This window comes from Winogradskyella pacifica (assembly GCF_003386275.1).
In the GTDB taxonomy this organism is placed as follows: Bacteria; Bacteroidota; Bacteroidia; order Flavobacteriales; family Flavobacteriaceae; genus Winogradskyella; species Winogradskyella pacifica.
Genome location: NZ_QREI01000002.1, coordinates 275,621 through 301,599, shown reverse-complemented (window position 1 = coordinate 301,599; position 25,979 = coordinate 275,621). Strand labels below are relative to the sequence as shown.

Below are 25,979 nucleotides of genomic sequence, written 5' to 3'. Positions count from 1 at the left end.
TTTTAACGTATTATCACCCTTATATAAAAACAAGCTTATGTTTGTTACCCAATTTTTTAAATTTTATTATTGAAACTTCTTAATCAACGCATTGAGATTGCATTCCGTTTCAGTAATATTTTGAAGTACAGCTTTAATTAAATAGCTCTAGAAACGCTTTTTTATTAGCTCTAGAAATCGGAACACGTTCTTTATTTTCTAAAACGAGATAGCCTTCGTTTTCAAAATGCCTCACTTTATTGAGGTTAACAATGTGCGACTTATGACTTTTAAAAAAATCAGAAGATACCATTTTAGCAAACTTACCTAAGTTATAAGAACTTAGTAATGTGGTACTATCTTCTAGGTGGATTTTGGTGTAACCTTCGTAACCTTCAATATGTAGAACCTCATCTTGTGGAATAAAAGATAAACCTTTGGCAGTTGGCACAATCAGTTTATTATTATCGGTTACCATAGTTGAGATCAATTGCAAAAGCTTTGTGTTTTGCTCTACAGAATTCTGAGATTCAATCGCTTCTAAAGCTTTATGAACTGCACTTTTTAAATCGGAATCATCTATTGGTTTTAATATATAATCGATAGCATTCTGCTTAAATGCTTTTATGGCATATTCGCTAAAAGCCGTTACAAATATCACCTGAAAATTGATCAACTCTAAAGCTTCTAAAAGCTCAAAACCATTAATTCTAGGCATTTGTATGTCTAGAAAAACGAGCTGTGGTTGCAGTTCTTTTATCGCACTAATAGCTAATTCTGGTTTTTGATAAGTGCCAATGATCTGAATATTAGGAAACAGTTTTTTGATTTTTTTCTGTAAGCCTTTTATATTGGTAATTTCATCATCAACTATTACTGCTGTTATCTGATCTATCATAGTTTTTGAATTATAAAAGTTGACTTATTTCCTTTTTCGAAATGATCTGGAAATACTTCTTCTTCGGCATAAGAGATATTCCATTTTTTAGAATTGTTTAAAAAATGAAGTCTATCTTTTAGCACATTAGACGACTTAATCTTTCCATTTTGACTTTTATTGGTATTTACAAATCCCACTCCATCGTCTATAATTTCTACTATTAAGGTCTGATTTTGTCCTTTTTTAAAATTAACAATAACTTCCCCATTATCTTCCTTATTAAATATGCCGTGGTTTATGGCATTCTCAATAATGGGTTGCAATATCATGGTTGGTACTTTTGTGCTTTCCGTATATAAATCGTCATCCACATTAATCTTAAAGTTTAATTTTTCTTTAAAACGAAGTTTCTCAATTTCTAGGTAACTCTGTAGTAAATCAATTTCGGCTGCTAATGATATTTCATTTTCTTTTGAAAGCTCAAAAAATTGCCGAATCAATTTCGAGAATTTAACCAAATACATTTCGGATGCTTCAAAATCATTTTCATTGATATAATATTGAATCGCTGCTAAGGAATTAAACACAAAATGCGGATTCATCTGTGACCGCAACGCTTTTAATTGCAACTCAATAAGACGTTTATCTTCAAAAATCTTTTGATTCTTTTTAAACTGTGATCGTTTCACAAAGAATATAGATATTAATGCCACTAGACAAATACCTAATAATACAACAACGGTTTTGAACCAAAACGTTTGCCACCATAAAGCCTTTATTTTAAAACTTATTTTTTTTGAAATTGATTTATTATATACTTGAAAAACATAATCTCCAGGTTGAAGGTTGTTATAATTCACCGAGTTAATTGGTGTGTTTATCCAATTGGTTTGCAGCGGTTCTAACTTATATAAATAGTCACCGTTTTTTAATTGATCTTCAGAATAATCAATACTTTCAAACTTAAAGTTCACCGCATTGTTAGTTGCATAATTAAAAGAAACATTGTTTTCGGATATTGGTTGTTTGTTATAGGTTGCTTCGGTAATAAAGAGATCTATTAATAAGTCTTTTCTAGTTTGATTAATGGGTACAATTGCTAATCCATTATTTGTTCCAACAATTAAATCTTCATTAATAACATTGACTGTGTTCACGTTGTTATTTGGCAACCCATCATTACTATTGTACGTTCTAACTAACTTATATGTATTGTTGATTTTGGTATAATACAATACGCCAGAATTGGTTGCTAGCCAAATAGCATTTTCTTGTATAAAAGCATGTTGAACAATTAAAAACTCAGAATTCTCTAAAGGCTTTATCGTATTTAAATCTGAAATATAACTACCAAAACCATCCGTATTAATTAAAATTTTGGTTTCTGAGATGGCTTTAATACTTAATACGGGTTTATTAAAAACGACTTCCTTGAAATCTATTTTTTTTATGGCATCGTTTTCTAATTCTTTTAAACCATTATTCGTTGCTATGATTAATCGAGAATTAAAAACTAAGAAATCATTAGATCCTTTTAAGATGATATCTTTCTCTATATTGAATGTTTTAGCATCTAGTTTAAAAATTCCAAAAGAATAAATACCATATAATTTGGACTTAAAAAAGGCGAGTTTCTTTACAAATGAGTTTATATGACGTGATAATTTTGCGTTTTTATTAAAGTTGATGTCCTCTCTTTTTCCTTCTCCTTCGGAAATAATACCAGAATTTTTTAAGAAATACGAACGCTTAAGGCTATCAATATAAACTCCACCAAAATTATAATCATCAGAAGCTATATAAGGGTCAAAAGTTTTATCTATAGGGTTGTATTTGAAGAACCCTTTATTATAAACACTTGCAAATAAGTCATTATTTATAAGATTTAAGTTTTGAACTTTCTCATTATTAAACCGGTAAACTATATTTTTATTTATGTAAGGTAATTTATAAACTCCGTTAGTAAACGTCGCCAACCAAATGGTATTCTGTTGGTCTATAAACCCAAAATGCGCATTTAACTCTGGTGGAAAGAAAAAAGGATTTACAATATGAAAGTCGGTATTAAATGTACCTACAAAACGGTCTCCGGAAATTTGAATCGAATTTCCCACTAGATTAATCCTAGGATATTTTAAGGTTTCAATACCAACTTCATCTATAAATTTAAAACTTTCTAAAGCAAGTGTCTTTAAATTTAAAATACTATATGATTTTTCTGAAACCCAAAAATATAAGCTATCACTTATCTGGCCTCGAGTGCTATTATTATTGATGATACCTTTAGTAGGCCTCTTAGCTAAAACATTGAAATTCTTATCGTAAGCCTTCAGGCTTTCGTCATTAAACGTTATACCTAAATAAGCTACTTTATCATTAAAAACAGTGGTATAATCCTCTCGTGTTTTGTTTTCTGTTTGAACTTCAAAACTTCTCCAAACCTTATCTTTTAACGCATAAATCTTTTTTGGTCCTGCAGGATATACATCATTATTTAACTGTATAGAATAAATAGGGTTTATCGTTTCTTCTTCTTTTTCATTAGGAAAAGATAACACACTGTCGTTCTCAATATATCCTAAATGCGTTGATTTAGACAGGTACCAAATTTTACCATCTGGCGTGGGGAAAGCGTCCCATACATCGTTGTTTGGTAAACCCTGTTTTGTGGTAAAGGTTTTAAACGTTTTACCATTATAGCGCACCATGCCTTTATCGGTTAAAAACCACATAAAGCCTTTAGCATCTTGCATAATAGTATAGACGTGATTACTAGGTAAACCGTCTTTTGTAGCGTAATTGGTATATTGTTGTGCAAAAGAAAAACTCCATATCAGAAGTAAATAGATTGTGATATGGAGTTTGTTATGTTTCAATAAAATTAGTTGTCTTTATTTCTTAGTTGAATGAAGGCTAAATATAAGTGTAAATTTAATCTTTGATTATTTTTTTAGTTGAAATCCCTTTTTCTGTTTTTACTTGTAAAAAGTATAAACCATTAGAGAAGCTAGATACATTTAAAGTATTCTCTCCTGATTGAAGTTGTCCATTTTTAATCACCTGTCCACTTACTGTTATTAAACTATAACTAGCTTCATTAGTTATTGAGACCGTTAATTCATGCTTTACAGGATTAGGGAAGACATTAAAATCGATCTGCGTAAACTCTGAAGTACTTAATGCTGCGCATTCTGTTTGGTTATTTACAAATGTTGATGCATTATCTTTGTTTGTCCAGTTTGTTGCAGAGTACACGGCATCATCTACTTCTATACTTGTTAGGTAAGGGTTGTTAGAAGAATTAAAGAATTGACCGTTTAAATTACTATTGTTCCCGTTTCTCATATTTAAACTAGTCAGAGAATTATTTTGACAATAAAGTCTAAATAAAACTATATTTTGAGTTAAATCTAAGCTCGTTAACTCAGTACTATTACAGTGAAAATATTCTAACGCTATATTCTGTGACACATCTATAGTTGTTATTGGGTTATTAGTTATATAAAAATGGTCAAGATCTATATTTTGAGTCACATCTATAGTGCTTATCTCATTAGAACTTATATCTAAATATTCTAAAAGGATGTTTTGAGACACATCTAAATTCGCCAATTGATTATTATTTAAATATAATTTTTTTAATAAAATATTTTGAGTTAAATCAACACTAGTTAACTGGTTATTAACACTACGTAAATTTTCCAAAGCATCAAAATCTTCAATTCCTGTTAGATCTAAAATAGCTTGCGACGTAACATCCAAGTTAATTACGGAATCTATAGAAGCTGTAGTCACATAATCATCTCCTGCTACTCCATTACCCATACTGTTAGAATCTCCAACAGATACAATAGTACCAGCAGCATCATGCGTTTCTAAGTAATTCTCAAAATTATCATCTGGAACGTAGGTTAACCCGACATGAGCACAATCCTCACTATAAACAGCTGTAGCATCAACGTTTAGCCAATTAGCAGTACTCCAATCTTCATCATCTACTTCAATACACGTTAAGTATGGATTGTTTAGCACATTAAAATTTGAAATAGCTACATTGTTTACATTCTTCATGATTAAACTGTATAATTGATTATTATAAGCTAATAATGTATATAAAGCTATATTTTGTGAAAAATCGAGACCTATTATTTGATTATTGTAGCAAGATACATATGACAAAGGATAATTCTGAGAAAAATCTAAAGTAACTATCTCATTATCATTACATTCTAAAGTTTCCAAATAATAATTAAAACTCACATTTAAACCGGTTAATTGATTATGATAGCATCTTAATACTAATAAAGCGGAATTTTGTGTCACATTTAAGTCTGTTAATTGATTATACCCACAATTAAGCGATTGTAACGCTGTAAAGCTTTCAATACCTGTTAAATCTGAAATCCCTTGATTGCTAACATCCAAATAACCTATTGTATTGATTTTTGCCGTAGTTACATAGTCGTCATTAGCAATTCCATTTCCCAAACTCGTTGGGTCACCAACGGCAACGACATTACCACTAGTATTGTGTGTTTCGAGATAATTTTCAAAATTATCGTCTGGTACATAAGTATTTTGCGAATATGCTGATATGGCTAGACTAAAAAAAGCCAATAATAGTATTTTTGTTTTCATAGGTGTATATTTTATAATTTATTACAATCAGATGTTATTACTATTAATGACTAGTGAGTACTTAATAGTAATAACATGCTAGATTCATAACTCTATTCTTTTTTTAATGTTATTATATAATTGTATTGCTTCTGAAAACTGGAATCCCAGACAGAACAGCTCTACTCTTATAATATCTTTATCTTAAAGCTTCATGTTACTTTAAAAATGTATTACCTACATGAATATTGATATATTTCAATTTCTAATCAGCATTAAAACCTAAAGCTATATGCGGAATGGCTGTATCATACTCTGCCGATCCACCACCTTCAAAACTTGAGCTTAAAAACTTTACATTAACACCTGTTATAGGGAATGTAAAGGCGGAATTATCCATTTTATTAATGATAGTCCCATTAGCTTGATTTATATCCGTGTATCCTGGGGTTATTGTCCTCCAGACACTAATGAAATCGCCTGCCTCAACATTTAAAACTTGAGAAATCGTATGATATTCCAATTCTGTTTGAGAAAAAGACAAAACATCTTCATAAATAAAACCATTATTATTATTTGTTATTTTAATAGTATAAGTACCAGTGTAATTTGTTGGGTTTTGGTACCCAATACTACATATTACTCCGTCTTCGAGTATTCGCATAGCATAATGGTGAACCTCTAATGGTTTTGCCGCCGTTAGGTTTGTATAACCATTTGCTGTAGAAAACGTATGTGTCATTTCTGTAGACACATAACTCTCATCACAACCATTAAGTGTTGTGTTTTGATCATCATCACTATTACAACTAAACATTGTAATTGTTAATAGGATTAAAAACGTTTTTATAATTATTTTCATAATAATTATTTATTTAGGTTAAATTAGTTATTGTCCGAGTGCTATAAAATTTCCGAAACCAGTTCCTAAGGAAGATTCTAATACAAAATCATTTCCACTGATATCATAAATATGAAGTCCATCTGCATCTGTTACATAAGCGTAATTCCCATTTAATGCTACACCACTTGATCTTGATAATATTTTCATATCTTGTAAGGAGAGGGTTGCCAAATCATACATTCTAACACTATCAGAACTATTTTGCAACGGTGCATTTGCACTTGCTTTCATGGTTACATAAGCATTACCATTGTGAATTGCGAAAGCTGTAGGATAACCCTCTATATTAACTTCGTTAACTAACGTAAGTGTTGCAGCATCGAATTGTTTTATTTTCTTATCTATTGTATTGGCAACGAAAAGATAAGTTCCATCGGTTTCAACCCAAGAATGATACTGACCAAAAGGGGCATCACCATAAGAAGCCGTATCAATATCTGTTGTATTTGTTGTTCCTGTTGCTGTAGGAGTTCCAGGTGTTGTAACATCGTAAGAATGTAAACCGTTAGCTTGATCTATAACAAATAATTCATTTTGAACCTTTGTAAGACTCATAGCATCTCCACCAGAATTTAATTGACTAGTAAAGTTAAAACTAGCGATATCTACAACATGTAAACCTCTATAAACATCTGTTAAATAAGCCACATTATTAACCGTGTACATATCACTTAATAAACTAAAAGCAAGTGTATTACTTTTTTGAATCTCTGCCTGAATAATTGGTGCCGCTACATTACTAATATCTACGATACTTAAATAAGGTTCGGTCGCATCATACTGAGCAACATATGCCACATCTGGAGATACACTTACAAAGTAAGACGTATTTACCGCAATACTATTTACTAAAGTTGGTGCGGTTGGTACCGTAATATCAATAATTTTTAAATCTGTACCATCTGTGATATAGGCATACTCCGCATTTATTGTGCTTCCAGAACCGCTTGAAGAGCTATTATCACTACAACTAAAAGCCAATAACACGACTAATGTTGACACTATTGTTTTTATATATGTTTTCATGTGTTTATTTTTTTCGAAGGTCACATGCTGTTCGTTATTAATCAGATCTTTGTTAGTAATGATTTTAACATGCGCGTTTCATAATTTTTATTATTTATTTGAATCACTTATTCTCTTAACACTCTACCCTCTCCTACTATTGATCCTTGAACAGAGTTATCTGTCGCTAGTAAAAAATCACCTTGAAAAGTAAATTCTATATAGTCTCCTACATTTACTGGGTGTACGGTAATTGTGCACACAATAGGATTACTTGGCATGACCGTCCAGCTAGACAAAAATGTATGACCCGGAGTTAATTCTGTGAAATAAAAATTAGCTGTTAGACCATCCGATACTCCCCAATTAAAATTAGTCGTATTAGTAAATGACGTAAAATCTTGAAACGTAAAATCGGCATCAACTATAACAGTCGAACCATCTGCCGTTGCCGCACCTGCTCTAAAATAAAATTTCTCAAACGTAGAATTGGGATTTGGCTCATACCGTCCTCTAGCGTAAGCATCGAAAATACGGTCAGGACCATTATTTATTGAATATTTAAAATACTCACTCGTATTTAAGGTTGGTGTAATTGTATCGTCGTCACTACTACAGCTAAAACTCAAGAGTGCTAATGCCATTAACAGCATTGATTTAAAAAATGACTTCATAGTATTGTTTTAATCTAATATTATTCCTAAAGTGCCTTCGTAATGCCCTGTAATAGAGGTGCCATCTGAAGCTAAAAACGTATAGTCTACATCGATTGTGCTATTTGATGGCACATTGCTATCAATGTTTATTGCATTTATGATCACCGTCGGTCCTATAGTTCCTACAGTATACCAAACTCCACTTGTTTCTGGAAGGTGACCATAATCGATTCCATTTTCTGTTCCGAAAGAAGAGGAAACCACTCCATCATAAGCGATTAAAGAATCTGCTGAGTAATTAGGTACACCAGTACTTAAACTAGAGCCGACATACGTATTACCTGTCGAAATTAAACCCGAACCTAAACTTGGATTATCATCTACCGATACTTTTATTAAAGCCAATTTTGAAGTGGTACTAACCGAATAGGCATACGCATATCCGAGACCTACATCTCCAAAAGAATCTGTGATTCTTCCATCAGTAAACATAAAGTTGTAATGATCAGGATTACCATCTGCATTGCTGTCTAATTGATCTATAGTGACGTATGCATTTACAGTTTCGTGAAACGTTGAATTTATTGTAAATCCATCTGTTGCTGCTGCTGACGTCGCATCATCGTTATTATCACAATTAAAAAAAGCAAGAGCAACAACTAGTATTAATAAGGTGTTTATTCCTAATTTCATAATCTACTTTTTTAAGGAGTTACATAATCAATTACAACACATAATTCTACTTCCTCTCCTGAAGCTAGTACAATATCTAATCGAATCTCATCACCTACAGCACTTCCTGCTCTTTGGCAAGTCACAACACCAGAATAGTTTATATCATTAATTTTAATTTCAGGATCTGAATCTACAGCACCATTAGTAACCGCTTTTGTGACAACGAACGTGCCTCCCATATTGCTAATTTGATTCACTTCATACGCTCCAATACCTGGTCCATCATTATTTGGAAAATAATCCGTAACCAAATCTGATGCTGGTATTAAAGTTAGTATTCCTTGTAATTCTGCTGTAAGTCCTTCATAACTACAAACACTTATGTTTGGTGCATTACCATCATCATTATCACAGTTAAATAAAGTAAGTGTAATTGCTAGTAATAAAATTGTTTTTAAAATTGATTTCATAATTATTATATTTTAGTTTTTTATAATTCAGTTAACTCGTTGAAAACTGACGTTCGAGGTTATATCAAGTAGCTACTAAAATTGTTACCCTCTAATTCTTTCTTTTTTTGAATTATTTTAAAAAAGATTATGTCGTGTAAGCAATCAAAAACGATTAGATATTTTTCACGACATAAAAGTCAATAGCTTATGCAAAATAAGCCGTACACTATAAACTGCACGTTACCATATACCCTAAAAGCGACTTCATTCAATGAAAGACAGCCTTCATTCAATTAGCGGTTTTGTTTGTGCAATAGACTTAAAGGTTTTAAGTTTGTATTCTAAATTTATACTATGGATATTGATAAAATTATCGAGTTACTTTTCAGCATTGCTCCTGCTGCTATCGTTGGTGCAGTGGCTTACTATTTTTTTAAGCAACATGTAGAAAATGAAAATAGTAGAAGACGCTTTTTATTGCAGAAAGATTTGCAAAAAGAAAGCTTTCCATTACGCTTACAAGCTTACGAACGTATATCGCTTTTCTTAGAGCGCGTGGCACCTTCAAAACTTTTAACGAGAGTTCACCCTACGTCTTCTAATAAAACAGATTATGAAAGCTTACTTATTGCAACTATAGAACAAGAATTAGAACATAACTTATCGCAACAGATTTATGTAAGCGACCAATGTTGGTCTATTACATTAGCTGCAAAAAATGCAACTATTCAATTGATTAGAAAAGCTGCCATGCAAGAATCAACAGATACAGCTGACAAACTTAGAGAGGTTGTTTTAACCGAACTTATGGATAAACCAGCACCAAGTAATGCGGCTTTAGCATATATAAAACAAGAGGTTAGTGAAATGTGGTAAAACAAAAGGTGCTAAGCATAAACTAAAAAAGTCTTCCCAATAGGAAGACTTTTTTAGTTTTATAAGTAAATCAATGACGTTTAGTTCATCACTAAAAATTCTTTCAAGGTGTCTTCATATATTTTCTCGTACATCGGTACAATATTGTGCAAGTCAAATTTCTGAGATTGTACTTTTGCGTTGGCTTTAAACTGATTTAAGGTATCGATATCTGACAATATTTTTATAGCATTTTTAGACATATCTTTAATCGCATTAACCTCACTCAAATAGCCTGAAAAACCATCTTCATTAACCTCTGGCAATCCACCTGTATTTGTAGATATTACAGGTACGCTACTTGCCATTGCCTCAAGTGCAACTAAACCAAAACTTTCGGTTTGCGATGGTAACAAAAATAAATCACTGAAACACAAAATACGATCGATTTCATTACTGTTTCCTACGAAAATAACACGATCACTTATCCCTAATTCTTCAACTAATTGCTCTGCTGCTTCTTTTTCTGGACCTTCCCCAACCATCATTAACTTTGCTGGTAATTCCTTTTGAATATTATAAAAAATCTTAATCACATCTGGGATTCGCTTGACTTCCCTAAAGTTACTAATGTGGGTTATAATGCGTTCATCATCATCTGCCATCATGGCGCGCTGACAATCCGTAAAACTATGCGTATGCTTTTCTAAATCTATAAAATTAGGCACCACATGAATCTCTCGTTTTATATCAAACAAGCGCATGGTATCTTTCTTCAAACTTTCTGAAACGGATGTTACTGCGTTAGATTTATTGATACTAAAGGTTACAGCGGGTTTATAAAATGGATGACTACCAACTAATGTAATATCAGTACCGTGCAACGTAGTTACGATAGGCACAAAAATACCTTCATCTTTTAACATTTGTTGCGCCATATAGGCCGCATACGCATGAGGAATGGCATAATGTACGTGTAATAATTCAATACCATGCAACTTTACCATATCGACTAACTTGCTCGACAAAGCAAGCTCATATGGCTGATAAAGAAAAAGAGGATATTCTGGAACGTGAACCTCGTGAAAATGAACATTATTACTCAACAATTCTAAACGTACAGGTTGGCTATAAGTTATAAAGTGAATCTCGTGACCACGTTTTGAAAGCTCTAAGCCTAATTCTGTAGCTACAACGCCACTTCCTCCAAATGTTGGGTAACAAACTATTCCAATTTTCATGTAAACCTTTTAATTTTTAAAGTTAATAGATTTTCTATTATTGGCTATTAACTTTAAGTACATATTAACTTGTATCTCGGCGATGCTAATTCAAAACAACAACCTAAATACGATATCTAAAATAGTCTAGCATTTGCAGAAGTCCTTACAACGCCAATCGTATTTAACTTCGAAAAAATACTAATCGATTATAGCTTCGTAGATTAAACGCTGAATATCTGTTCTAATATTTTCTCTTAATAATAGATTTTTACCAGCTTCTGGATACGTTCTATTGGCTAAAAACACATAAACTATTTCTTCTTCAGGATCAGCCCAAGCATACGTCCCTGTAAAACCTGAATGCCCAAAACTAGTCATAGATAAACAACCACAAGTTGGACCTTCTTCACCTAGTTGAGGTTTATCAAATCCGATACCTCGCCTATTACTACTGCCACAATAATAACAATAATTAAACTTATCTACCGTTTCACTTTTAAGATAACGTTTACCTCCATAGAAGCCTTTTTGTAAATACATCTGCATTATTTTGGCAACGTCATTGGCATTACTAAAAATACCTGCATGTCCACCGATACCATCTTGCATCGCAGCCCCCATATCATGCACATAACCGTGTACCTTTTTAAATCGATAGTAATCGTCGATTTCTGTTGGTACTATATTTTTTAAGCTGAATTTGGTTCGTGGGTTATACGTTGTATAATTGGCACCTAAAGATTTATAAAAACGATCTTCCGTAATTTCACTTAATGGTTTATCGTAAAAATCTTCGAGATAACCTTTAAGAATATAATACGGTAAATCGCTATAACGGTATCTTAAGCTAGATAATAAATCACTATCACGTATCACTTTTTGAATAGAATCTTTGTAATCATCTCGCATAAAAAGTGTATTGGTAACTTCTACGGTGAAGCCTTTTGTACGTGTTTTTCTATAATATTTTGGATCTGGCTTTTTAGTTACCGAATCTAAAGTTGCATAGTAAAATGGAATCCATGGCTTAAGTTGCGCATAGTGAGATAACATTTTTTTAAGTGTTACATTTTTCTTATTCGTGTTTTTGTACTCAGGAATTAAATCTCCCAATCTATCATCTAAGGATACTGAACCTTGCTCCTCTAACTCCATTAAAACCGGTAATGTCGCTAATATTTTTGTCAATGATGCGACATCATAAAGATCATCAAACTTTACCACCTCTTTCTTCTCATAGGTATGATATCCAAAATTCTTATTGTAAATCACTTTTCCTTTTCGGGCGACTATAAGTTGAATTCCTGGTGTCATTTTACCATCAATAGCACGGTGAGCAACTGAATCTATTCGGCTTAGTAATTTAGAATCCATGCCTACACGCTCTGGTAAACCGTAACTTAAGCTCAATAAAGAATTATAAACTTCACCTGTTCCAACAGGGAAAAATGGTCCTGTACTTACAGGTAATTTACCTTTTGCTTCTACTGCACCAAAAAGAAGTTGGGCTGATTTCTCTTGAGCTATTTTACTATTCTGATAACTCATTACAATCCCATCAATATTTTCTACAGTTAGCAAATCATTCAACGCATATGGCCTAGCAAACACGTCTAGAACAACAGTATTGGTTCTTGCAATTTCATATAACCATGCCAATTCCTTTTGTGAAAATTCAAAACTCTTCCAAGGGTTGGCATTCGATCTATGAAAACCTACAACTACGGTATTATAATTTTGAAGTTTAGAAATGACTTCATCTAATTTGTCTGCTTTAATCTCGTGGACTTTGGTATATTTTTTTAACTCGTCTAAAAATACAGAACCATCGTCATCTCCTAATGCTACATAGGCAATTTTCTTTGTTTCTAAATCACGCAGTGGCAATAATTCATTTGTATTCTTAACCACTGTAATGGCATTTTCCATGAGTTCTTCATAGAGCAGATCATCTTTTAACCTATTCAGATCTTCGACTAAATCGTAAATTCCAATTGGAGAGTAATTATGTAAACCTACTTTATATTTGGCCATCAATATTTTCTTAACCGAATGCGCTAATCGTTCTTCAGTTATAGTACCATTAGTAAATGCTTCAACAAATTTAGCAATACCTTTTTCCGGATCTTCAGACATTAGCATCACGTCATTTCCGGCTAAAAAGGCCATCAAATCAATCTCTCCGCCTTGTATTAAACTTTTTACGTTTGAACCATCCACATCATTTTCAACATAATCAGCTGCCCCTTTCATTGTTAAGGCATCTGTAAAGATCAACCCATTAAATCCTAAACTATCTTTTAGAATATCTGTAACGATATGTTTTGACAGTGACGATGGAAAATCTCTTCGTGATTCTAAACTTGGCACATTTAAATGCGCTACCATAACACTAGACAAACCTTCTTTTATAAGCTTTCTATAAGGATATAACTCAATAGAATCAATACGTTTTGCACTAAAATTAATAGTTGGCAATTTTAAATGTGAATCGTCTTCTGTATCTCCATGTCCCGGAAAATGTTTAGCATTTGCTAATGTCCCAGCACTTTGCATACCTTTCATAAATGCCAGGCCTTTTTCGGTAACATTATCTCTATCCTCACCAAAAGATCGGTTACCTATAATAGGGTTTTTAGGATTGGTATTAATATCTACAGCAGGCGCAAAATTAAAATGCACACCTAAGCGTTTACAGTGTTCACCAATTTGTCGTCCGGCTTGTTCTACCAACTTATTATCTGTAATTGCGCCAAGGGTCATATTCCATGGAAACGCGTATGTAGAATCTAAACGCATGCTCAAACCCCATTCTGCATCCATTCCTATTAACAATGGAATTTTAGAACCAGCTTGTAATTCGTTATTTAATTTGGCTTGACGAACAGGTCCTCCGTTAGAATAAATTAGACCACCAATATGCTGACCGGTAATTAGCTTAGCAATCTTATTTTCATGTGCTTTTCCTTTATCAGAAAACACCTGAACCATAAATAGTTGTCCTATTTTTTCCTCAACAGACATTGAATTGTATAAACTATCTACCCATTTCTGTTGTTGAATAGGATCCTTAGATAGTAAAGGATTTTTAGAAAGGTCTTGCCCAAAATTAAATTGAAAACAAGTACATATAAAAATAAGGGCAAAGTAACGCATTAGCAATCTTTTATCGTTTATAGGTTGAACACATAAATCATAACGAATATTGTGCCAAATTAGCATATTTAAGAGGAAGTAAAAAGACTTTAAGATACTTTTATAACCTGTATAAGAGACATAGCATCATTAAGTTTATGACAACAAATCAATATGTCTATCATGATAACCTAACAAATACAGCACACCATCTAATCCTATACTAGAGATAGAACTCTGTGCATTGTCTTTTACTGTCGGTTTTGCATGAAACGCAATTCCTAAACCAGCGAGATTTAACATTTGCAAATCATTAGCGCCATCACCGACAGCAATGGTTTGACTGATATCAATTCCCATTTCATCAGCTAACTGTTGAAGATATTCCGCTTTTTTATTACCATCAACGATATCACCAAGATAACCGCCTGTTAAAACACCATCTTTTATTTCTAATTGATTAGCAAATACATAATCGATATCTAATTTTTTCTGAAGATAATGCCCGAAATATGTAAAACCACCAGAAAGAATAGCCGTTTTAAATCCGTAATAATGTAAGGTATCTATTAAACGTTTTGCGCCTTTAGTAATTGGTAAGCGTTCTGCAACTTCTTGTAAAACAGATTCGCTTAAGCCTTCTAAAAGCTTCATACGTTGCTTAAAACTTTCATTAAAATCTATTTCGCCTTGCATGGCAGATTCTGTAATAGCTTTCACCTGGGCTCCTACTCCTGCTAACTCTGCAAGTTCATCAATAACTTCAGTTTGGATTAACGTTGAATCCATATCAAAACAAACCAAACGTCTGTTACGTCTAAAAATATTATCTTCCTGAAACGCAATATCAGCATCTAACTCTCTTGAAATCTCCATGAATTTCCGCGTAAAATCAGACTTATCTCCTATTTTTCCTCTAATAGATAATTGAATAGAGGCTCTTGGATATTCTTCTTTCTTAACCAGTGATAATCGTCCTGTTAATCGCTTAATAGAATCGATGTTTAAGTTCTTTTCTGAAATTATCTTCGTGACTTCAGATATTTGTTCTGCAGCCAATTTTTCTCCCAAAATAGTAATGATGTAGCGATCTTTACCTTGTTGGTTTACCCAGTTCTCATAATCTTCAAGCGAAATGGGTGTGAATTTGGCTTTAATTCCAAGTTCATACGCCTTAAACAATAAATCCTTAAGAACTGCTGACGATTTTTTACCTTTTTTAATTTCAAACATAATCCCCAACGATAGCGTATCATGAATATTAGCTTGTCCTATGTCTAAAATTTTAGCATCATATTCTGCTAAAACACTAGTTAAGCTTGACGTTAAACCCGGTCTATCTTGTCCTGAAATATTTAATAAGAAAATGTCTGTAGCCACTTTAAGGTTGGTTGTTGGTTGTGAAATTCTATAGTTTACTCGAAATAAAAAAGTGTTATTTAATAAAACGATTATGCCAGCTTTCACTTGCAGGAACTTCCCAATTTTCATTGAATTCCGCTATGTTGGTTACCAGATTATTAAAAACGATAGTATTTTTAGACACTGCTTTTTGCTGCGCCATTTTTTTGAAATCAATTAATGATTTGTACGCAATAAATTCACCTTGCTTATAGGACACATTCATTTTATCCATTAAATCAACATCATATTGTTGCTCTAATTGTTGAATAAAAGTAACAGATGAATCTATAGAGCAACCTGTTGCACTATTTAAACTTTGATCCATTGCAATCACTATAAAGCGTTTGTAAACCAGTTTATAACCAGCTTTTAAATCTTTTCCGTGAGCCGTCCAAGCCTCTATAAACGTATCTAATTGTGTTTTAAGTTGTTCTAACTCTTCATCTGAAAATGAACGATTGGATTGGTAAATCCAAACTCTAGATTCTTCTGGTAAGGTATTAAAATCGACTAGCATAAAATAATCATTTTTCTGATTGTAAAAATACGGTTTTACATCCAATCTCTATCTTGAGATTCTACCTTATATAACAAGAAATTATAAATAGTTAGGGCTTCTTGTTTTGATATATATGGAATCGTTACGGATTTTGAAGCGGTTGAAATAACAAGTGAAGCAATATCCCGAGGTTTTTGAAAAATAGTCTGTTTTAACTTTACTCCTTGAATTTTATGAATCTCTAAAATATTAGTTGTCGTATCAATCACTCCACTACCAATAGTTACAAAGTTTTCTGAAATTTTATAATAGGCTTTTTTATAAGCAAAATAGATGTATAATGCTGCAAGAGGAAGAAAGACTGTATTAATCCACAACATCTGTATTCCGAATATAGCCAATGACAAACCATTAATAACACTACCAAAAACTAGCATTTCTAAAGCAGATATCCGCATATAATACGGTTTTGGTTTGGCAAGTTCTCCTTGATTTTCATTATAATTGGTGATGAGTTTATTTACTAAATAATTAAGCTGCTCCTTTTCTAAGGCAACAATATTGAAGTTTTTCTGCTGCTTTACATTAACCATCGCCTGCTTTACAGATAAGGTATGTAACCCGAAATATTGTTTAATACGATTAGTTGTGATTACCAGGTTTTGAATGCGGCTCGGTGTTAAACTCAAAGACACTTTATTAAAAAGTCCCTTGTTGATTTCTACTGTTTTTTGATGTTCTACAACTTCGAGATTAAAATTAATAATAAATGTTTTAACAATTGAAAACAAGAATGAAATCAACACGACCACTACGACAATTATTACATTAGTGATTATTAACCTGAGAATAGTGGCTTCATCTAATTCTACTATACCTTCAACATGTTTCTCTAATTCTAATTCTTTTAGAAAATCTTTAAATTCACTGTACAGACCGAAAGAAAAAGTAAATATCAACAAAAAACTCTTAAAATGATTTTGAGATAGGCCTTCTAAAAACAATCGTTTTGGTGTTACCTTAAAAAACACCTCTGGTTCTTCAAGAGCGTCTTTTGGTTCTGGTTCCCCACTTGTACTAGTGGCCCTATTGAATAGTTTTTTCTTTAATAATAAAGCTGTTGGCTTATCTAAAGCGCTAATTTCAATTTCAGATTTTTTATCTCCTGCAGTTTCAATTTTTACGGAAACCACATTTATAATTTGTTGCAGGAAATTTTGTTTAATATAGACGTTCTGAATCTTTGATTTTGGAATGATCGTGTTATCCTTATTAATGATTCCTGTAGCTAAATGAAAATCGTCATTATGGATATGGAATTTAAAATTGAGATATTTTAAAATTGCGATGATAAGAATAATAATTAATACGGCAATTAATGCCAATACAACCATTGTAGGAGTAATATTTCCCATTGATTTATTCCTAAATATTGAAACACCAAAGGCAATAAATAGCACGAAAAACTTTTTAATAAATGTCACTAAATTGAAGGCAAAAATCACGATAATGCCTTTAGTCGATTGCCTTATAGGTTGCGAAAAATCAGTTATTTCCATTAACCTTGGCGCTAATAAAATCGTTGATACCTTTTGCTTCTAAGTGCTGAAGTCCTTTAATACTTAGATCACTTCCGGCTTCTCCTGCCGTAAATATTTTGAGTGTAGACAATCCTAAGTGTCTTGCCAACCAACTTCTAGATTCTTCAACATGCTGAATTCTAGAAATAGGCACGGTGATTATAGAATGAATAATTAAACCTTTGGCATAAATAACATCGTAACCTCGAACGGCATATTTACGCTTTTTAAATGCTAAAATAGAAATGATAAAATTTGCAATGCAAATCACTATAACTCCAATAAACACCAACCAAAAATTATCTTGAAAACCGTCTTCTTTAATCAAGTATTTCAAACCAAACACAGCACCTAAAATAAGACTATAAAAAGCGAGTCTATTAAGTGTGATAATTTTTAAATATGATTTTGAAATGGGCTTTAAGACAACGTCTTCAATATTAGGTAAGTCTTCTGTTTGTATTTGAGGATTTGTGAAGTTCATTGTATAAACATATTATTAACCTTTATTTTTAGTGATTTTATACCTAAATGCATAACTCATAACCAATCCAAAAAAGAAAGCATTAAATAGAAACTTTGGCAAAGAAAATGGTTCGTCGGTAAAATAGTCATAACCCGCCATTAATGAAGCATAAAATAAACCAATGGCAGCACCTGAAATAATCCGCTTTTTTATCGGTAATTTTTCAATATTATTTCCCACAACCTTATCCTATTATGCATTAGCAATGAGCTCTGCAATATCCATGACTTTGATGTCACCTTCTTTTTCTTTAAACTTTACACCATCAGTCATCATAGTGTTACAATATGGACAACCAGTAGCAATTATTTCGGGTTGGGTTTCTATAGCATCTTCTGTTCTTAAGACATTAATTTCCTTATTTCCGGGCTCTGCATCTTTAAACATTTGTGCTCCACCAGCGCCACAACATAAAGCTGTTCCTTTATGGCGTTTCATTTCTACCAAAGTAGCATTGGTTTTTTTAAGGACATCTCTTGGTGCATCGTAAACACCATTTCCTCTTCCTAAATAACAAGGATCGTGAAACGTAATTCGTTTGCCTTTATACGTATTTCCTTCTACAGTTAAACGCCCGGCACTCATCAGTTCTTGTATGTATTGTGTATGATGGATAACGTCATAGCTTCCACCTAAACCAGGGTACTCATTTTTAATGCAATTAAAAGAATGTGGATCGCATGTCACTATTCGTTTTATCTCATAAGCGTTAAGCACTTCAATATTCATAACAGCTTGCATCTGAAATAAAAATTCATTGCCTGCGCGTTTTGCAACATCCCCTGTATTACTTTCTTCGGTACCTAAAACGGCAAAATTGACATTTGCTTTATTTAAAATCTTTACAAAGGCTTTTGTTATTTTCTTTGCTCTATCATCATAACTACCAGCAGAGCCTACCCAAAATAAAATTTCTGGTTGCTTACCTTCTGCCATCATTTCTGCCATAGTTGGCACTTTTAGTTGCTCGCTCATACTTTAACGTTTAATCGTTTAATTGTGTAATTGTTAACGCGTTTACCTATTAGATTAATCTGAAATATTAATCACATTTAAACCTTTTAACTTTTTAACCTTTAAACATTCTTACTATTCGTCTTTCCAATTTAAACGATCCATTTGGTTGTAAGGCCAAGGTGCTCCGTTATTTTCAATATTGGTCATCATATTATTCAGCTCCATTGGTGCAGCACTTTGCTCCATTACTAAATAACGACGCATATCCATGATGATGGATAGAGGATTTATACTCACCGGACAAGCTTCTACACAAGCGTTACATGTGGTACATGCCCAAAGTTCTTCGTTTGTAATATAGTCGCCTAATAATTGCTTACCATCGTCTACAAATTTTCCTTTATTAGCTTCAATATTTTTTCCAACTTCTTCTAATCGATCTCGCGTATCCATCATAATTTTACGCGGAGATAATTTTTTACCAGTAAGATTTGCAGGACACTCACTTGTACAACGTCCACATTCTGTACACGTGTACGCATTGAGTAACTGAATCTGATTTAAATCCATAACCTCACTCGCTCCAAATTTTGCTGGTACGTCGTCTTCAGAAGTTTCTGCAGGTGCTGCATAAGGATCTGCATCCGGATCCATCATTAATTTTACTTCGGCCGTAACTGCATCAAGATTATTGAATTTCCCTTTTGGCTCTACTCTTCCTAAATATACATTAGGAAATGCTAAAAGAATATGTAAATGTTTTGAGAAGTATAAGTAATTCAAGAAAATTAAAATACCCACAATGTGTAACCACCAAGCGGTTTTTTCAACAATATAAAGTGTTCCAACTGATAAACCGTCAAACCAAGGTGCTATAAATTGTGAGATAACATTACCAGAACCGGCAGTCTGAAAAACGGTATCAGTCGCATTCATTACCAAGAATAAACACATTAAAACAACTTCAAAATAAAGGATAATATTTCCATCACTCTTTGGCCAACCTTTCATTTCTGAACTTAAGAAACGCTTAATTTTAATTACATTTCTTCGTAGCCAAAACACGATTACTGAAACCAGAACTAAAACAGATAATATCTCGAATGAACCAATTAGAAATCCATATAACCATTCTGGTAAAACTTGTTGACCAATACGATGCGTTCCAAAAAGACCATCGATTATAATTTCTAGAACTTCAATATTTATAATGATAAACCCAACATAAACAATAGCATGAAGAAACCCTGAGACAGGTCGTTTCACCATTTTACTCTGACCTAAAGCAATATAGGCTACATTTTTCCAACGTTGAGACTTATTATCACTAGCATCAACTTCTTGACCTAATTTTATATTTCGAATTATTTTTTTGATATTTCTAACAAAATAACCAATACCTAATATTAGGATAACTGCAAAAATGATATTCGGTAAATATTCCATGATTGATGGGTCTAATTATTATTTAACTCCTCTTGCGTCGGTTCCTCGTACGGAATCTCTCTTTTAGATAAAATACGTCTGTATCTTGCTGGATGAAGCTTAATATCTAAGAGTAATAATTGCAATTCTTTTGATGCATTTTCTAAGTTATCATATAGTGCATCGTCCTTTAAAAGTTTTCCTATTGAACCTTCACCTGCTTCTAGACCTGTAGCTAATTTATTAAGTTTTAAAACCATTTCATCAAGATTCTTAACGGTATTAGAAAGTTTAGCATCGTTTAGATCTTTAATTAAAATGGCGAGTTCTGCACTCGTTTTATCAAAATTATCTAAAACGGAAGCAATTTTCTCATCGTTATCACTGATAAGTGAATTTGCTTTAAAAGCGACATTTTTAAAAGATTTTAGTGTAGCGTTTAGTTCAGCAATTGTTTGTTTTAAACCATCATCGGACTCATCAACCACTAAGGCATTTAAATTGGTAAGTAAGGTATCTGAAGAACGAAGCGTTGTCCCTAAATCTTCACTAATACCTGAGAAATTCTTTTCTAAGGACGAAATCATTCCTGGTTTCACTTCCGATTTAATAAAGTCACCCGATTCAGCTGTGACTCCATCATTTGCTTCAACAATGGATAAAGCATTTCCGCCCATTAAACCATCTTGGTATAAGCGAACAATACTGTTTTTAGAAAATTTCAATTCTGGTGTTACAGAGAATGAAATTCGTGTTTTCCCGGAATCGAAATCGTATTTAATCTCTTCTATTTTTCCTACTTTATTACCTTTTATAGTTACTGGCGAGGACATGCTTAAGGCATTATAATCGAATTCCGTATAATAAGTGTTTGAGCTATCAAAAAGGTCTTCTCCTTTAAGATATGTAAATAGGTATATGCAAAAAGCGATACCAGCTAACACTAATATTGCTGTTTTTACTTCTCTTGAAACTTTCAATGGGCGTTTTCTTTAGTTTGCTAACAAAATTAGGAATAAATATATTAATAATGTTTCTAATTAGAATCAGATTTTAACGCATCTGCGACATCAATTTTTTTATCGTCTTTATAAGCTACAATAAAAGCACCTGAATAACCCGCTAATTTAGCTTCGTTTTGAAGTTGTTTCACTTTATTGTAATCGGAAGTTTTTCCACTGAAGTATTTATAAATCTGACCTGTTTTTTCACGTGAAATATCAGCGAGTCCCTTAAAATTATAAGATTTGGCTTCCAATTCTCTAGAACTCGCAGCAATCTGAACTTTGAATATCACGTCTTTAATAATTTTAGGCGTTTCTTCTACTTCTTTCATCGTTTCTGCTTCAACATGTAAAATATGGCTTCCAACGTTTTGATCGAGTTCTTTTTTATAATCAATTATCGCTGCTTTTATAGCACTCGCCATTTTTGATTGTCCGGCTTTAGTATTAAGGTAATTACCTTCACTATTATTGGTTAAAAATCCAACCTCCACCAAAACACTTGGCATATAGGTATTTCTAATAACTAGTAAACTCGCTTGTTTTAACCCTCTACTTTTTCGCTTGGCTTTATTTACAAAACTATCTTCAATTTTACGTGCTAAAACGATACTTTGCTCTACATAGACTTCTTGCTCTATACCAATAGCTATGGTAGATTCTGGAGAACTAGGATCAAATCCCGCATAATTTTCTTCATGGTTTTCCTCTAAAAAGATCACTTCATTTTCACGTTTGGCTACATCAAAATTACGTCCTGTATTTTTCTCACCTAAAACAAATGTTTCCGTTCCACTAGCTTGTGAGCTGTGTGCATTACAATGAATGGACACAAATAAGTCTGCATCTGCCCTGTTTGCAATATTGGCACGTTCGTGTAAAGCAATAAAAACATCAGTTTTACGTGTGTATATAACTTTGATATCAGGATTTTTCTCAAGCTCCTTACCGACTTCGAGTGTGATTTTAAGCGCAATATTTTTTTCGCTATGTCCATTACCAACATTACCAGAATCTCCGCCTCCATGCCCTGCATCTAATACTACCACAAACTTTTCTTCTTGGGCATGTAAAGTTGTATAAGATGTTAAAGTACTTATAAATAAAAGGATCGAAAATACTATTGTAGGTTTTAGTGTCGTTTGCATATTTGATTTAACGGTTTATAATCTCAGTTTATTACGTCGTGTCAATTAGTGAAACAGTATTTTTTTATTTCTAATTTTAATAAATTAATCACAAAAAAATAGCTGTACTTTTGGCGTTTCAAAAACCGAGCCATACTTTTACAAAAATACATTTAAAAGCATTGCATACAAAAAGCTTATACATACTTTTTTTCTTGAGTTTTACAGTGTTTATCAACACTTTTAGCTTCGCTCAAGAATTACCAAAAAAGACCGGAACTATTCCGATAGAGCAACGCAAGGATTCTGCCACTGTTGTAATTGACTCCATTATTAAACCTCCTGTAAACATAAAGGAGGTTGATTCTACAAAAAAAGATTCTGTAAAACAAAAAGGATTACTAGAAGGTACTGTAAAATACAAAGCTTCGGATTATGTATCCTTAAGTCAGAAAAAGAAAAAAATCTATTTATATAACGAAGCTGAAGTACTCTACCAAGACATGGAAATTAAAGCTGGAGTTATTGTCATTGACTATAGCAAAAACCTAGTCTATGCAGGTCGTTTAAAGGATTCTACAGGCTACTCTCAGCGTCCTGTTTTTAAACAAGGAGACAATGTTATTGAGCCCGATTCTATTGTCTTTAATACCGAAACTAAAAAAGCGTTAGTTTTTAATTCTAGAACTGAGCAACAAGGTTTTAAGGTGTATTCCCCATTAACTAAAAAAGAAAACGATTCGGTTTATTTTATGCAAAACGGTCGCTTTACTACGGCTGAAAATGAAGAAGATCCAGAATACCAATTTGTAACGACCAAAATGAAAATGGTTCCTAATAAGAAGGTTATTGTAGGACCAACTTATATGGAAATATATGGTATTCCAACACCAATTGCGTTGCCTTTTGCGTTTTTCCCAATGACAAAGAAACAAACCTCTGGTCTTATTTTCCCAACTTTCGGAGAAGATAGTAACAAGGGGTATAATTTACAAAATGGTGGCTACTATTTTGCCATTAGTGACTACTTAGATTTAGCACTTCTTGGTGATTATTACACAAATGGTAGTTATGGTTTTCGCGTAGAAAACAACTATGCCTTACGCTATAAATATAGAGGTAATGTGAGTTTTAGATATGAAAACTTATTAAATGAAGAGCGTGGGTTTCCAGACTTTACTCAAAGTACAGTATACAACCTTAGATGGTCGCATAGCCAAGATAGTAAGGCGAATCCCAATTCTCGTTTTTCAGCCTCTGTTAACTTAGGAAGTAGTTCTTATTACCAAGAATCTATTAACCAATTAAATCAGGCTAATTTTTTAAATAACACTTTAGCATCATCGGTGTCGTATTCCAAAACATTTGCGGGCGAACCGCAAGTCAATTTAAGTTTAACGGCAACTCATAATCAGAACACAAATACTGGCGATATTAATTTAACCTTACCAACGATGCAAGCTTCTATGGGTAGAATTTATCCGTTCGCACCAAAAACAGGAACGAAAAAAGGAGCTATTCATAATATTAACTTCCAGATGACGTCTAGAGGGGAATATAACATTCAAACAAATGACTCTTTATTTGGTAAAAGTGAAATGTTTGATGATGCTATAACCGGAATGAAACATAGCATACCAATAACCACTAACTTTAAGGTCTTTGATTATTTTAGTGTGAGTGCCAATGCTAATTTTGAAGAAACTTGGACATTAAAAACAATTAAACGTTTTTACGATTCCGCAAATGAAGATATTGTAACCATAAATCAAAATGGTTTTGATCGTTTCTTAACTTATAATGTTGGAGCAAGTGTTGGTACAACTATATATGGTATGTATGATTTAGAAAACGAAGATAAAACTGCAAAAGTAAAAGCGATAAGACACGTTATAAGACCGGCGTTAAGTTACTCAATTAATCCTGCATTTGATCAATATTATGAAACCTACGACGTTGTTGATGCCGATGGTACTACTTCTGACCAGGTAGAATATACACGTTTTGAAAACTCGTTGTTCGGTAGTCCTGGTAATCGCTATTCTAGTAGTGTTGGTATGTCTATAGGTAACAACATAGAGGCAAAGATTCGTTCTAAGGATTCTACAAAAACCGAACCTGAAAAAATATTTTTATTAAACAACCTGAATTTTTCTACTGCTTATGATATCGCTGCAGATTCTTTAAATTGGAGTCCTGTGCGCGTGAGTGGTGGTACTCAAATTTTGAATAAAAAGATGAGTATAAACTTTGGTATGACATTAAATCCTTATGCGTTAGACAGCAATAATAACGTTGTAAATACTTTTAATGTAGACAACGGAGGAAGTCTTTTTAGGTTAACATCTGCCAACGTTAATATGAGTTACACCTTGTCTAACGATAGTTTCTCTGGTGGTGAATCTGAAGAAAAACGAGCATCAGCCCAAGAATCTGCACGATCTGGAGGACGGACAGACGACTTATTTGGCAGGTCTGAGGATTTTGCTGATAAACGACTCTCCGATCAAGATACAGATAAAGAAGAGCAGGAAAACAACGAATTCTACAACTACAAAATGCCTTGGAGTTTAAGACTAGCATATTCGGCAAACTATACTAACACAAGACGCGAAGATGCGATATCCTCGCATTCGTTAATGTTCTCTGGAGACGTAGATATATCTCCTAAATGGAGTCTTGGCGCATCTTCTGGGTACGATTTCCTTAATCAAGGATTTACCTATACACAATTACGTTTTGAACGCGACTTATTAAGTTGGCGTATGAATTTTTCGTGGATACCATTTAGCGACCGAAGTTCTTGGAATTTCTTTATTGGTATAAAATCTAACTTACTTAAAGATTTAAAATACGATAAACGGAAACAACCAGACCAACAAGTTGGTAATTAAAACGGGCTGTATACTTTAAGTTTTATCTTATAAATAGAACTAATAACACTTATAATTTTTTCTCATCTTAGTAAGTTTGGCATGTCTCAAAGACTGGTTTATTCAACTTGTTGAAATGAAATTGTATTACTAAATTTGTTACAATACTAACCATTAATAAAAAGCCCATTTCGTTGGGAATT

At 32.8% G+C, this 25,979-nt stretch carries 21 protein-coding genes; 2 read left to right on the top strand and 19 right to left on the bottom strand.

Translation table 11 applies throughout. The features are described 5' to 3' along the window. Positions 1–133: 133 nt before the first annotated feature. From DFQ09_RS05545 to DFQ09_RS05510, 8 genes are all read right to left on the bottom strand, one after another. Positions 134–877 (bottom strand): LytR/AlgR family response regulator transcription factor, encoded by a 744-nt coding sequence (locus DFQ09_RS05545; protein ID WP_245940312.1) that lies wholly within the window; start codon positions 875–877, stop codon positions 134–136. After that, the gene (locus DFQ09_RS05540; RefSeq protein ID WP_115808660.1) at positions 874–3,735 is read right to left on the bottom strand and encodes a sensor histidine kinase; all 2,862 of its coding nucleotides are present in this window, start codon (positions 3,733–3,735) and stop codon (positions 874–876) included. The genes DFQ09_RS05545 and DFQ09_RS05540 overlap by 4 nt, the downstream gene beginning before the upstream one ends. Positions 3,736–3,790: 55 nt before the next feature. Continuing rightward, complete coding sequence (locus DFQ09_RS05535) at positions 3,791–5,497, bottom strand: T9SS type A sorting domain-containing protein (RefSeq protein ID WP_115808659.1); 1,707 nt, start codon at positions 5,495–5,497, stop codon at positions 3,791–3,793. Between the two features lie 244 nt (positions 5,498–5,741). Beyond that, complete coding sequence (locus tag DFQ09_RS05530; protein ID WP_147298327.1) at positions 5,742–6,338, bottom strand: hypothetical protein; 597 nt, start codon at positions 6,336–6,338, stop codon at positions 5,742–5,744. 27 nt (positions 6,339–6,365) lie between these two features. After that, positions 6,366–7,406: an LVIVD repeat-containing protein gene (locus tag DFQ09_RS05525; protein WP_115808657.1), complete on the bottom strand. Its 1,041-nt coding sequence runs from the start codon at positions 7,404–7,406 to the stop codon at positions 6,366–6,368. Positions 7,407–7,513: 107 nt separating this feature from the next. Further along, entirely contained in the window at positions 7,514–8,059 is a 546-nt protein-coding gene (locus DFQ09_RS05520; protein WP_147298326.1) for a hypothetical protein, read from the bottom strand. A gap of 9 nt (positions 8,060–8,068) precedes the next feature. Next, positions 8,069–8,734 (bottom strand): hypothetical protein, encoded by a 666-nt coding sequence (locus tag DFQ09_RS05515; RefSeq protein ID WP_115808655.1) that lies wholly within the window; start codon positions 8,732–8,734, stop codon positions 8,069–8,071. 11 nt (positions 8,735–8,745) lie between these two features. Beyond that, complete coding sequence (locus tag DFQ09_RS05510) at positions 8,746–9,186, bottom strand: hypothetical protein (RefSeq protein WP_115808654.1); 441 nt, start codon at positions 9,184–9,186, stop codon at positions 8,746–8,748. A gap of 336 nt (positions 9,187–9,522) precedes the next feature. On the opposite strand from DFQ09_RS05510, the gene DFQ09_RS05505 reads away from it, so the two are divergent. Further along, a complete protein-coding gene (locus DFQ09_RS05505) occupies positions 9,523–10,044 on the top strand; it encodes a DUF7935 family protein (protein ID WP_115808653.1) in 522 nt (173 codons plus the stop codon). An 80-nt stretch (positions 10,045–10,124) separates the two neighbouring features. On the opposite strand, the gene bshA is transcribed toward DFQ09_RS05505, so the two are convergent. The 11 genes from bshA to DFQ09_RS05450 all read right to left on the bottom strand — a co-directional run bounded on the left by bshA (position 10,125) and on the right by DFQ09_RS05450 (position 22,924). Next, complete coding sequence (gene bshA, locus DFQ09_RS05500) at positions 10,125–11,264, bottom strand: N-acetyl-alpha-D-glucosaminyl L-malate synthase BshA (RefSeq protein ID WP_115808652.1); 1,140 nt, start codon at positions 11,262–11,264, stop codon at positions 10,125–10,127. Positions 11,265–11,444: 180 nt separating this feature from the next. Further along, positions 11,445–14,402 (bottom strand): glycoside hydrolase family 3 N-terminal domain-containing protein, encoded by a 2,958-nt coding sequence (locus DFQ09_RS05495; protein ID WP_115808978.1) that lies wholly within the window; start codon positions 14,400–14,402, stop codon positions 11,445–11,447. Between the two features lie 135 nt (positions 14,403–14,537). Next, complete coding sequence (gene serB, locus DFQ09_RS05490) at positions 14,538–15,761, bottom strand: phosphoserine phosphatase SerB (RefSeq protein ID WP_115808977.1); 1,224 nt, start codon at positions 15,759–15,761, stop codon at positions 14,538–14,540. 55 nt (positions 15,762–15,816) lie between these two features. Continuing rightward, complete coding sequence (locus DFQ09_RS05485; RefSeq protein ID WP_040756670.1) at positions 15,817–16,302, bottom strand: hypothetical protein; 486 nt, start codon at positions 16,300–16,302, stop codon at positions 15,817–15,819. 35 nt (positions 16,303–16,337) lie between these two features. Next, entirely contained in the window at positions 16,338–17,699 is a 1,362-nt protein-coding gene (locus DFQ09_RS05480; protein WP_181897148.1) for a PH domain-containing protein, read from the bottom strand. 130 nt (positions 17,700–17,829) lie between these two features. Then, positions 17,830–18,348: a PH domain-containing protein gene (locus DFQ09_RS05475; RefSeq protein ID WP_115808650.1), complete on the bottom strand. Its 519-nt coding sequence runs from the start codon at positions 18,346–18,348 to the stop codon at positions 17,830–17,832. A 15-nt stretch (positions 18,349–18,363) separates the two neighbouring features. Next, positions 18,364–18,570: a hypothetical protein gene (locus DFQ09_RS05470; protein WP_245940311.1), complete on the bottom strand. Its 207-nt coding sequence runs from the start codon at positions 18,568–18,570 to the stop codon at positions 18,364–18,366. 12 nt (positions 18,571–18,582) lie between these two features. Continuing rightward, entirely contained in the window at positions 18,583–19,365 is a 783-nt protein-coding gene (locus tag DFQ09_RS05465; protein WP_115808649.1) for a (Fe-S)-binding protein, read from the bottom strand. A 114-nt stretch (positions 19,366–19,479) separates the two neighbouring features. Further along, entirely contained in the window at positions 19,480–20,793 is a 1,314-nt protein-coding gene (locus tag DFQ09_RS05460) for a (Fe-S)-binding protein (protein WP_115808648.1), read from the bottom strand. Between the two features lie 11 nt (positions 20,794–20,804). Beyond that, positions 20,805–21,752, bottom strand: coding sequence for an MlaD family protein (locus DFQ09_RS05455; RefSeq protein ID WP_115808647.1), 948 nt, complete (start codon positions 21,750–21,752; stop codon positions 20,805–20,807). Between the two features lie 56 nt (positions 21,753–21,808). After that, positions 21,809–22,924 (bottom strand): N-acetylmuramoyl-L-alanine amidase, encoded by a 1,116-nt coding sequence (locus DFQ09_RS05450; protein ID WP_115808646.1) that lies wholly within the window; start codon positions 22,922–22,924, stop codon positions 21,809–21,811. A 110-nt stretch (positions 22,925–23,034) separates the two neighbouring features. On the opposite strand from DFQ09_RS05450, the gene DFQ09_RS05445 reads away from it, so the two are divergent. Next, complete coding sequence (locus DFQ09_RS05445; RefSeq protein WP_115808645.1) at positions 23,035–25,797, top strand: putative LPS assembly protein LptD; 2,763 nt, start codon at positions 23,035–23,037, stop codon at positions 25,795–25,797. Positions 25,798–25,979 lie beyond the last annotated feature (182 nt).

What these genes read in the sequence shown, in the direction of transcription:
- DFQ09_RS05545 (WP_245940312.1), bottom strand. Translation starts at nt 877, where the DNA reads ATGATAGATCAGATAACAGCAGTAATAGTTGATGATGAAATTACCAAT.
- DFQ09_RS05535 (WP_115808659.1), bottom strand. Translation starts at nt 5,497, where the DNA reads ATGAAAACAAAAATACTATTATTGGCTTTTTTTAGTCTAGCCATATCA.
- DFQ09_RS05530 (WP_147298327.1), bottom strand. Translation starts at nt 6,338, where the DNA reads ATGAAAATAATTATAAAAACGTTTTTAATCCTATTAACAATTACAATG.
- DFQ09_RS05525 (WP_115808657.1), bottom strand. Translation starts at nt 7,406, where the DNA reads ATGAAAACATATATAAAAACAATAGTGTCAACATTAGTCGTGTTATTG.
- DFQ09_RS05520 (WP_147298326.1), bottom strand. Translation starts at nt 8,059, where the DNA reads ATGAAGTCATTTTTTAAATCAATGCTGTTAATGGCATTAGCACTCTTG.
- DFQ09_RS05515 (WP_115808655.1), bottom strand. Translation starts at nt 8,734, where the DNA reads ATGAAATTAGGAATAAACACCTTATTAATACTAGTTGTTGCTCTTGCT.
- DFQ09_RS05510 (WP_115808654.1), bottom strand. Translation starts at nt 9,186, where the DNA reads ATGAAATCAATTTTAAAAACAATTTTATTACTAGCAATTACACTTACT.
- DFQ09_RS05505 (WP_115808653.1), top strand. Translation starts at nt 9,523, where the DNA reads ATGGATATTGATAAAATTATCGAGTTACTTTTCAGCATTGCTCCTGCT.
- bshA (WP_115808652.1), bottom strand. Translation starts at nt 11,264, where the DNA reads ATGAAAATTGGAATAGTTTGTTACCCAACATTTGGAGGAAGTGGCGTT.
- DFQ09_RS05495 (WP_115808978.1), bottom strand. Translation starts at nt 14,402, where the DNA reads ATGCGTTACTTTGCCCTTATTTTTATATGTACTTGTTTTCAATTTAAT.
- DFQ09_RS05485 (WP_040756670.1), bottom strand. Translation starts at nt 16,302, where the DNA reads ATGCTAGTCGATTTTAATACCTTACCAGAAGAATCTAGAGTTTGGATT.
- DFQ09_RS05480 (WP_181897148.1), bottom strand. Translation starts at nt 17,699, where the DNA reads ATGGGAAATATTACTCCTACAATGGTTGTATTGGCATTAATTGCCGTA.
- DFQ09_RS05475 (WP_115808650.1), bottom strand. Translation starts at nt 18,348, where the DNA reads ATGAACTTCACAAATCCTCAAATACAAACAGAAGACTTACCTAATATT.
- DFQ09_RS05465 (WP_115808649.1), bottom strand. Translation starts at nt 19,365, where the DNA reads ATGAGCGAGCAACTAAAAGTGCCAACTATGGCAGAAATGATGGCAGAA.
- DFQ09_RS05460 (WP_115808648.1), bottom strand. Translation starts at nt 20,793, where the DNA reads ATGGAATATTTACCGAATATCATTTTTGCAGTTATCCTAATATTAGGT.
- DFQ09_RS05450 (WP_115808646.1), bottom strand. Translation starts at nt 22,924, where the DNA reads ATGCAAACGACACTAAAACCTACAATAGTATTTTCGATCCTTTTATTT.